Source organism: Pontibacter silvestris, assembly GCF_020907275.1.
GTDB lineage: Bacteria > Bacteroidota > Bacteroidia > Cytophagales > Hymenobacteraceae > Pontibacter > Pontibacter silvestris.
The window spans coordinates 165661-175767 of record NZ_JAJJWI010000011.1 but is presented as its reverse complement, the minus strand read 5'-3'; the positions used below and the strand labels follow the sequence as shown (position 1 = coordinate 175767).

Genomic DNA, 10107 nt, shown 5'->3' with positions numbered 1-10107 from the left:
TAGTTCTAAAGTTGGGGAGCCGACAGGGAGGTCACAACCACTTAGAATACCTGAGTCGAAGGCAGAATGAGTGGTTCTCTATAAGATTTGTCACAAGTCCTGTTTTTGCCTTCTTGTTCGTGTTAGAGACTAAAGAATATGTCTATGCTATTTTAGAATGCTATGATAAATCACTTGCTACCTATGTTTGGTATTACAGCAGAAGTAGTATCGATAGTAGAGAACAATCTCTTCTTAAAGTATATGAGTTGATTAAGGAAGAACTACCTAAAGTTGCTAAAAGAGTTGTTTACCTACAAAACAAGCCAGATAACTTTTTCAAAATTGAGCACAACAATACTGCTGATAATGGATTTGACCTTTGGAAAGAGGAACTCAAAGCTAAGCTAGTATAGCTTACACTTTCTCTCTTCAGTTATTTGAGTGTACCGTCCGAAATATGTACGATATTAATAAAAAAGCCTCTATACAAGGTGTATGGAGGCTTTTTTGTGGCCGTGCCAGGAATCGAACCTGGATCTAGAGTTTAGGAAACTCCTATTCTATCCATTGAACTACACAGCCAATGTTTTTAGGCAATATGCATGGCAAATTTAGTGTAAATACTGCCATTGTACAAGTAGGGCCTGTATATAATAACAAAAGGGCTAATAATAATAAACCGCAACACCAAACCCTATCACTGTTAGCACCAGCCCTACCATAAACACAGTATAAGAAATACGCAGTATCTTGTACTTTCTGTCTAGTACCTCACCCAGATAATAGATATCTGTTATCATGTTGTTGTACAGAGACTTCTTGTCACGCATAATCTCGTGCATACCTTTCTGAAACTCTTCTAATGGCAGGTTGGTGAAGTTTCCGAAGAAGAGCAGGTTTACCTTGCGTGTATCAATTTTGTTTTTTCTCTTTTTAAAGGAAAAGCTGGTTACCTCCGGTTGTGCCGATATAATGGCAAAGATAACTGAGCCAAGTGTCGTTAGTACCAGCAGACCTATCGGGATAAGCAGTGTACGGTGTTGTGCAAATTCTGCTCCAGCAGACGATGATTTGGCACTTAGGTAGGTAATCACCACAGACAGAATAATAGCATTAAGGCTAATCATCATGTTGGCCTTATTGTCAGCGATAGCGCTAAGGTTCAGGTGCGTACGGTAAGTGTTGCGAAACATGGTTTCAATGCCTCGCTTCGGTTGGGCCAGTGTTTCCCTGTGTTTCTTATCTTCTTTCTTTTTCTGCTTGACTTCCTTACTCAGCACATTGCGCTGTTCCTGTATATTCAGGCCTAGCTGTCCGGCAAATTTACGTTGCGCCTGATTCGTATGGAAGGTGGTAGAGAGTAAAAAGTCAATCTGGAACTGTGCCCACTCTCTGTCAGAAAAGAATCTATCCTGGAAGATCTCCCACTCCACGCGCAGCAGTTCTGCGGTTGCAAAAAAAGTAGCCTTGCCAATGTTAGACATATCAGCATCTACCATAAGTTCCTGCAATAAACCGTTGGGTTCATTGCCATGTTTTGTAGCCGCAATCATGCCAGCAATGCGGTCTATTCGATCCTGTGGGTGCCCTTTCTCTTCCAACCACTCTGAGGCAATACGTACACTCTCTTCTTCATGGTCGTTGTAAGTGTTTATGTAGCCTGTATCGTGGAACCAGGCTGCCAATACTAAATCTTCCAGTTCTTCAGGAGCTATATTACTGAGTTTACCCAGGTCTTGTGCTTCTGCAACTGTTTCAAAGGTGTGTTTATAGTTATGGTAAACCAGTTTCTTTGAGAGCCTTTCCTTAAAAAGGCTAAAAACAAACTCACTGGCCTGCCTTATTATATTTTGGTCTTCCATATTAGTTGTGGTTCTGCGTTGGAGGCGGGCTGTAAATTTAAGCTTAGAGCCAACAGCAGTTTTTTTCTGAGTAGTGCGTTAGTTGCACATGTTAATTTGCGGTTACGGTTAAAGTTAGCTTTTTGTTAGTGAACCTGCTGCTAATGGTTATATTGTAAGTGGTAGCCTGTATAACAACTAAAACCAGCCTCACCTCGTTAATGAAAGCCAGTTCTGCCACGCCTGTGGCACCTCCACTATAAGTATGGAAGAGGCTGGAGTACCTAAAGCAACAACTTTACCTTGTACAGTAAAACATTCAAAGAAATGAATGGGCTGAGTGTATGGTACAGTTTGTTGAGTTCAGCCTGTTGCTTATTGTGCTGTATGCAGGTACTTATTACTGGCAGTAGTGACTAGTTCATCATACGTATGACAGAGAAAATACTTCACTTTCTGAGGCTGCTGATTCACCCTTTGTGGCAGCTAGTGCTAACATTGTTGTTAACTGCCTGTGCCACCAACAAACCTTACTATGGGCGGGAGGCAATTGATTGGGAAAAGAATGAGCAGGACCCGGAGAATAAGCTGCTTTACACTGTCTTTCTTATTGGTGATGTAGGTTCGCCATCTCTTGATGAGCAGGAACCTACTTTAAAGCTGATGCAGCAACAGATGCATGAGGCAGGGGAGCAGAGTGCCACCATATTCCTTGGCGATAATGTGTATCATAATGGCTTGCCTGATTCGAGTGCATTTGACCGTGAAATATCTGAGCAGCGCCTGAACGAACAGCTGGATATATTGAAAGGATATCCCGGAGAAAAGTACATGATACCAGGTAACCACGACTGGAACCACAGTGGCCGAGGAGGGCTTGAAGCTGTTATGCGGGAGCAGGTGTATGTAAACGAATATCTGACAGATGAAAATATAGTTACAGGTGGCGATTTCTATGTGCCGGGTGAAGGTTGCCCTGGTCCTTATGAAGTAAAGATAAGCGACGATCTGGTTCTTGTTGCTATAGACTCTGAGTGGTGGCTGCACCCTTTCGACAGGCCTTACGGCGAAAACAGCCATTGCGGAGCTGCTAACGAAATAGACTTTCTGGTGCAGTTGGAAGACATAATAGAAAAGAACAGTGGCAGCGATATTCTGGTTGTTGGCCATCACCCTTTAATGACCAGAGGAGCACACGGTGGTTTTTTCTCTCTTAAGGATCATCTCTTTCCGCTTACTATGCTGCGCGACTGGATGTTTTTACCCTTGCCTGTTATAGGTTCTATTTACCCGTTTGCCAGAAAGTACGGGGGGATATTACAGGACATCCCTCACCCTCGCTACCAGGCTTATATAGAAGGTCTGACGAACATATTTGAAAAATATGATAACATAATATATGCCGCAGGGCATGAGCATGCTCTGGAATACTTTAAGCTAAACAACCTTCCACTTATTGTAAGTGGGTCTGGCTGTAAAACCCAATATATCAACACAGGTGGCGATGCTGTTTATCTGCATAAAATAAAAGGTTTTTCTAAAGTACTGTATTATGAGAACGGGGAAGTATGGACGGAGTTCTGGGTGCCGGAGGGAGATGGGGCTACGGGTAAAGTTTCGTTCAGAACTCCGCTTTATGCCAAAAAGCCGCGCAAAGAGGAACCCCTGGTAGAAGATACAAATAACTACGCAGACAGTACCGTTATGTTGGCTGCCAACACAGAGTATCAGGCAGAAGGACTACGTACCACTGTATTGGGAGAACATTACAGGGAGGAGTGGGCTACACCAGTAGAAGTGCCTCTCCTGGATATGAAGAATGAGCTTGGAGGCTTGACACCTTATCAGAAAGGAGGAGGTAAACAGACAGCATCACTTAAAGTGCGTACTCCTGATGCCAAAGAGTACACCTTACGGAGTGTTAATAAAGATCCGTCTGCGGCTTTGCCAGACTACCTGAAAGAAACCGCTGCGCGTGCGCTGTTGCAGGACCAGATATCAGCACAACATCCTTATGGTGCTTTAGTGGTGCCTAAGCTAGCCGATGCCGCTGGTGTGTTTCATACGAACCCCAGGTTGGTTTACATTCCGAACACACCTTATCTGCGCCGGTATATGGATGAGTTTGGAAATACTTTAGCTTTTCTGGAAGAAGATGCTGACGAAAACCATGAAGAAACAGCCAGCCTTGGGAACGCCGAGAATCTAGTGGGTACAGAAAAAGTACTGGAAGAGTTGGAAGATGATAACGATAACGAAGTAGATGAGCAGGAGTGGGTTCGGGCAAGGTTGCTGGATATGCTTATCGGGGACTGGGACCGGCATGAAGGGCAGTGGCGTTGGGTGGAGCGGGAGAAACCCGGTAAAGGTGATATATACATACCAGTACCTGAGGACAGGGATCAGGCTTTTATTAAGGTGGATGGTATATCGCCGTGGTTAGCCACACGTAAATGGGGAGCGCGTAGTGTGCAGAACTTTGATTACGAGTTTAACGACATTATTGGCCTTAACCTCAGTGCTCTTACATCAGACCGTACCTTTACAGCAAGTGTTACCCGGGAAGATTGGCTCCGCATAGCCCGGGACATTAAGGCTAATGTAACGGATGCCATAATAGAAGATGCCGTAAGTCAGTTGCCAGAAAGTATACAAGCCCTGTCAGGAGCAGAGATAGCTGCCAAGCTAAAGTCCAGAAGAGATAAACTGCCTCAGGCTGCAGAAGAGTATTATGAGTTTTTAGCTAAAAAGGTAGATGTATCCGGTAGCGATAAACATGAGTTGTTCATAGTTGATCGTGTAGACAACAACCGGACGGAGCTTACTGTTCTTAAAACCTCTAAGGAAGGAGAAGTGCGAAAGCAGCTATACAACCGCACCTTTTATACTAATGAAACAGATGAGTTACGCCTTTACGGACGAGACGGACAAGATGAGTTTAAAGTAACAGGCAACGTGGACGATGGTATTCTGATACGGATTATAGGTGGAGGTGATGAAGATGTTATTATGGATAGCTCAAAAGTAAGCGGCCTGAAGAAACATACTATTGTATACGATACAGAAATAGGCAATACTTTTGAGTTTGGGCCTGAGACAAAAGATAAAACATCTCCCTTACCTGACGTAAACCGGTACGACCGGGACAATTACCAACTGCCTTATGTGGGCCCTCGGCTTTCTGTAGAATATAACGTAGACGATGGTTTGTTTTTGGGAGCTGGTATGTTAGTCCGCACACATAAATTCCGTAAAACGCCATATGCCTCTGAGCATTTACTGCAGGCAAACTTCGCTTTCCTGACTAAGTCGTACAATATTCACTACATAGGAGATGTGCATCAGGTGCTGGGAGACTGGAGCTTACTATTAAACGGCTTGGTACAAGGGCCACAGTTCCAGCGTAATTTTTATGGTTTTGGTAACCTGTCTGAACAAAATACAGAGCTGGACAGAAGCTTTTACCGGGTCAGGTTTGAACGGATGGGAGCAAATGCATCGCTTTACAAAGATCTGACACATTTTCTAAAGATCGGCGTTGGGCCCACTTATGACCGGTTTAAGGTTACAAATAGTGAAAACGAGACTTTTTTGCTGAATGAAGCGAGAGCGGGTCGGCTAAAACCGGGAACATATGATACTGCAACCGGTACTTTTGATGTACAGCACTACGCTGGGGTTGTGGCCTACGCAAACATGAATATAATAGGTGGTGGCACCGAGGCAAACCCCAGGATTGGAATGCGCTGGCATAACCAAATCAGCTATAATTATCAGTTGGATGATGAAAACCTTACCTACACCAATATCAGTTCAGCATTCAGCTTTTACATTAGCCCTAGTTTTCCTTTTCAGTTAACATGGGCAGGTCGTGTAGGTGCCGCGCATAACTTTGGTGATTTCCGTTTTTACCAGGCAAACACATTGGGTGGTATGGAGAACCTGAGAGGCTATCGCCGCACCCGCTATTCAGGCCGTAGTGCCATTTTTGCCAATGCAGAGGCCCGTATGCAATTGTTTGACTACAATCTGTACCTAAGCCCCGGTAAGATAGGTGTTCTTGGCTTTTTTGACGCAGGCCGTGTTTATGATGACAATGATCAGAGGCATAACTTTTTCCATAGCCTGCATAATGGTTATGGCGGTGGAGTTTGGATAGACCTGCTCAACCGTAACGTAGTAACATTAACCTATGCTATAGGCGAGTATGACAGGCTGTGGGCCTTAAACTTTGGCTTTTTGTTCTAAAATGTTTGGCCGATAATGAAAAACTGTGTAATAGTAGTTCTCGTTTATCAGCAACAACACAAACTTAAATGTAACCATGATTAAATTTTACCTGCTGTTGATAGGGTTGCCGTTGTTCTTTTGTTACCAGGCAAAAGCACAGGAACCCGAGGTGAAGGAAGTAAGAGAAATAATAGAATATGCTAGTCCTTCTGTAGAAGGCCAAGGCCGTAGCAGAGGAATAATAGTTGCTTATGAGCGCCTGCCTCAGTTTGCTATAGACTCTAATTCTGATGACGCTAGAGTTGGTAACGGAAACGGTCAGGTGCGGCGTAATAATAAGTTTGAAGTAAGAGCTTTTGCCCCTATCCTGAATAAGCCCCAAACGAAACTCATCTTTGGCTTTAACTATGAGTTTGAAGAGTTTAATTTTGAAAATATAAACCCTGCGACCTATAGCCTTTACAATAACCTTGAGGATAAAAACCTGAAAAGTATAGGAGCACAGCTGGCTTATTTACATTCCATAGATGAAGAGAAATTTTATCTGGTTCGGGTAAAGGGAGAACTGAACGGCGACTATACACGTGACAATATAAGTATTGGAGACTACCTGAAAACTACAGTTGATGTAGCCTATGGCTGGAAAAAGAGTCCATACTTTGCCTGGGGAATAGGGGCACAGTTCGGGTATACGTTCGGGCGCAGACGGGTTTACCCGGGCGTATTGTACAACCGCACGTTCAATGATAAATGGGGGGTGGAGTCTATCTTTCCGGCTAATGCACGGGTACGCTATAACGTTTCTGAAAAAACATTGTTGTACGCTGGCTATAGGCTGGAGGGAGCCAGTTATAACCTCTTCGTAAACGAGCCGCCTCTGTCACAGTTTGGGAAAGTAGAGCTTCGGCGTACTGATGTAAAAGGTTTAGTGCGCGTGGAGCAGGAAATCCATGACTTTTTATGGTTTGCCGTAGAAGGTGGCTTTCGGCAGTACTACCGCAACAGGGTGTATGAAGATATTGGCTCCACAAATGAACTCATTGATAATGACTTGGCAGGAGCCGGTTATATCAGAGTAGAGCTTTACGCTGTTCCGCCAAGGAAGCTTTTAGAGAAAAGCAGGAACAGGTAGTAGTTAACACAGTCACCCAAAATATTTATGTTACATGTGGAACACAAAGCAAAGAGCCAACTAACACTATGCTGGCTCTTTGTAATAACAACGTTTGTTCTTTGCTACCTTATGGCAGTTGAGCCTGGGCGACATGCGTAAAGCTGGTTAAAGAGAAGTTTAAACGTTCCATGTGACTGACCACGGAAAGTAATTTCCGGGCCAAAGGCATACAACTTACCAGAACCTACAGAGGCTACAAATGCAGTAACGCCATCCTTTAAATAGGCTTCTCCCCATGCCCACCCACTACGGAGCGGTTTACTGGAAGAGAACCATACCAGCGGCTCTACCTTACCTTTGGCAATGGCGTCAGGCGCTATTTTAAACACCGGGCTATTGTTAAAGTAAATATCACCTTCTGATGGCATACCCCATGCTGCTGGCTGGGTAGAATCAAAATTTACACGCAGTATGCTTCCTGGTATATAGTATTTAGTGCCTGGCAGAGGATACTCAACGCCATCGCTTTTCATTTCTACAATAGCATCTCTTACTGGCAGGCCAAGGTGATAAGCAAGGTCAGTGCTGCTGCCCATTGTTACTACGGTGCCTCCTGCTTCCATAAATTGCTTCAGCTGTGGAACAGACTTTTCAGTCGTAATGCTGCCTAATTGAGAGCGGTATTCAGTCGGAATCTCCTTTGGTTTAGGTTCATTGTCGTAGTAGCTCTGGTTCTGGCGGTTAACAGAAGGAATTGCTCTGTTAACAAACACGATCACATCGAACTTTTTGCGCAGGTCACCGGCATCTATATCCTGTGGGTAAACTATCTGTACCGGAAAATGATACTGCTCCATCAGCCAACGCACCCATCCGGAAGGGATAGAGCCACCGTAAGTATCCCAAAGCGCAATGCGCATTGGCGATACTTTTATCATGGCGTTGTTAGCGGGAGTTTGTTCAATACCTGTTACCTCTATACCTAACTCTGCAGCAGATTTTGTAAGCAGTGTTGTAGCCTTGTCTGTGGCAGGTACAAAGAAAGTACCCGCATCAGCAGCTGGTGTGCCAGCTATTTTGCTCTGTAAGCGATAAACGTCTACCTCTGCGTGAAGCAGATCATTAACGGCAATAAACGAGTTGTTGCTGCTTGCCCTTAGCAGGTAACCTGCAGCACTAGAAGATGATGCAATTTTTTGTTTTGCCGGTGATTGCAGCTGGCCGTAAGGCACACGTTGAAAAGGTCCATCAAAAGCATCCAGCATACGATCAAACGCTACACCCATCTGGTAAGCCAATGTCCAGCCGGCAGCATCATAAGGTCGAATAGGAGGACCTCCTTCATGCTGGAAGTCATTAGGGTGTTCCTGTGGCTCAAACATATCTATTACGTGTGGGCGGAAAGCCTGATCCGTTTTAACAATATAAGATCCTGCAGGGTAAGTTTTATCCGCTACCGTAAACTCAGCTGTTGCCTTATGTACAAGCACACCAGATTGAACAAGTGCATTGATAAACCTTACGGCTGTAGGGAAATCGCCCTGATTGGCTGGTAAAATGTATCCACGAGGGGAGCGCAGGTCCGGGTTTTTAAGTACTTCATCGTAATGCTTGGCAGGAAGATTGCCCGGGCTTCTGCGGCCATTGCTTTCCGACTTCTTTTCTCTTGAGTCTTTGGATTGATCGTTCTTGTATGCCAGGCTGATAGCATCAACATGTTTAGGAGAAAGTGCCCAGTAGTCGCTGCTGCCACGCTGTATAGAGTTTTTGCCCATGCGGTAAATATTATAAAGCAGCTCGTCGCTATAGCGTGCAGCATAGTCCAGCACAGCATAATTAAGAGAAACTGAGTAATCAATAGATTGGCGGAAATGCCACTCCTGCGGTGTAATCGGGTTTGGTGTTGCGCCATTAGGCAAAAGCCGTTGCGGAATAAGCGGAACCTCTTCAGGATTTGGTCCACCTATAATTTCTGTAAGCAAACCAATTATATTATGAAAATAAGGTGTGGTGCGTAAACCGCCGTTCCACCAGGTAGAGAAGCTGGAACCTGTTCTTTGTGTATAGCCTGGCTTGCCCTCTACATTGAGGCGGTTATTCATGGCAGCACCAACGGCATCAATGCTTGTTACCAATAAAGGGTCATATACATAGTTGAACGGGTCGCGGTATGGAGGTCCGGCAAGTACAGAGCCAGCAGGTCCTCGTTGGTGGTGGTTGTACATGATTTGCGGAATCCATTCGACAAATAACTGGCGGCTGATGTTCTGAGACTCCTTCATGTTCATCATATAGAAATCACGGTTGTTGTCGTGCCCGACGTACTTCTGGTAAAGGCGTGGCAGGTGCTCAAAAGATCGCTTTTCCGGCTTCGACTCCCGCATGTACCAGCTAGACACTAGTTCCTGCCCGTCAGGGTTTGCATGTGCCAGCAGCACAATATCATGATCCAGAATGCGGAGCGTTTCCGGGTCGTTGCGGCTTACAAGTTGCCAGATTGTTTCTATCAGCTGATGGGCACCAACTGTTTCAGTGGCATGTAATCCTCCATCTATCCAGATAACAGATTTGCCTTCGCTGGCAAGTTGCTGTGCCTGCTCCTCGGTAAGGTCTTCGGCCCGGGCAAGTTTTTGAGAAATTTCCTTGTAACGGTTCAGGTTCCGGATGTTTTCTGGAGAAGATACAATAAGCATGTACTGGTGGCGGCCTTCCTCCGTAACCCCGATATCAACAAGCTTAACACGATCAGAAGCAACAGCTAGTTTCTTAAAGTATGCTTCTGTTTGTGTATAAGTGGCAAGGTGATAATCGTCACCAATATTGAAACCGAAATGCTCCTTTGGTGATGGAAGCATTTGTGCCCAACATATACTAATGCTAAGCACCAGAAAGGTAGTTAGTGAATAAATAAACTTAGATCTCATAGAGCAGGTGTGTTAG

Annotated in this window: 5 protein-coding genes and 1 tRNA gene; 3 read left to right on the top strand and 3 right to left on the bottom strand. The window is 44.7% G+C overall.

What is annotated here, in order from left to right; translation table 11 throughout:
- Positions 1-395, top strand: a 395-nt coding sequence (locus LN995_RS12145; protein ID WP_229961339.1) for a hypothetical protein, incomplete at its 5' end; no start/stop codon positions are given.
- Positions 396-492: 97 nt separating this feature from the next.
- Here the strand turns inward: LN995_RS12145 and LN995_RS12140 are convergent.
- Both LN995_RS12140 and LN995_RS12135 read right to left on the bottom strand, forming a co-directional pair.
- Positions 493-564, bottom strand: a tRNA-Arg gene (locus LN995_RS12140).
- A gap of 83 nt (positions 565-647) precedes the next feature.
- The gene (locus tag LN995_RS12135; protein WP_229961338.1) at positions 648-1844 is read right to left on the bottom strand and encodes a Pycsar system effector family protein; all 1197 of its coding nucleotides are present in this window, start codon (positions 1842-1844) and stop codon (positions 648-650) included.
- Between the two features lie 411 nt (positions 1845-2255).
- Here LN995_RS12135 and LN995_RS12130 point away from each other — a divergent pair, with 411 nt between their 5' ends.
- Positions 2256-6071 (top strand): BamA/TamA family outer membrane protein, encoded by a 3816-nt coding sequence (locus tag LN995_RS12130; protein WP_229961337.1) that lies wholly within the window; start codon positions 2256-2258, stop codon positions 6069-6071.
- A 76-nt stretch (positions 6072-6147) separates the two neighbouring features.
- The gene (locus tag LN995_RS12125) at positions 6148-7185 is read left to right on the top strand and encodes a DUF6268 family outer membrane beta-barrel protein (RefSeq protein ID WP_229961336.1); all 1038 of its coding nucleotides are present in this window, start codon (positions 6148-6150) and stop codon (positions 7183-7185) included.
- Positions 7186-7289: 104 nt separating this feature from the next.
- Here the strand turns inward: LN995_RS12125 and LN995_RS12120 are convergent, their stop codons facing one another.
- Complete coding sequence (locus LN995_RS12120) at positions 7290-10091, bottom strand: M14 family metallopeptidase (RefSeq protein ID WP_229961335.1); 2802 nt, start codon at positions 10089-10091, stop codon at positions 7290-7292.
- Positions 10092-10107: the final 16 nt, after the last annotated feature.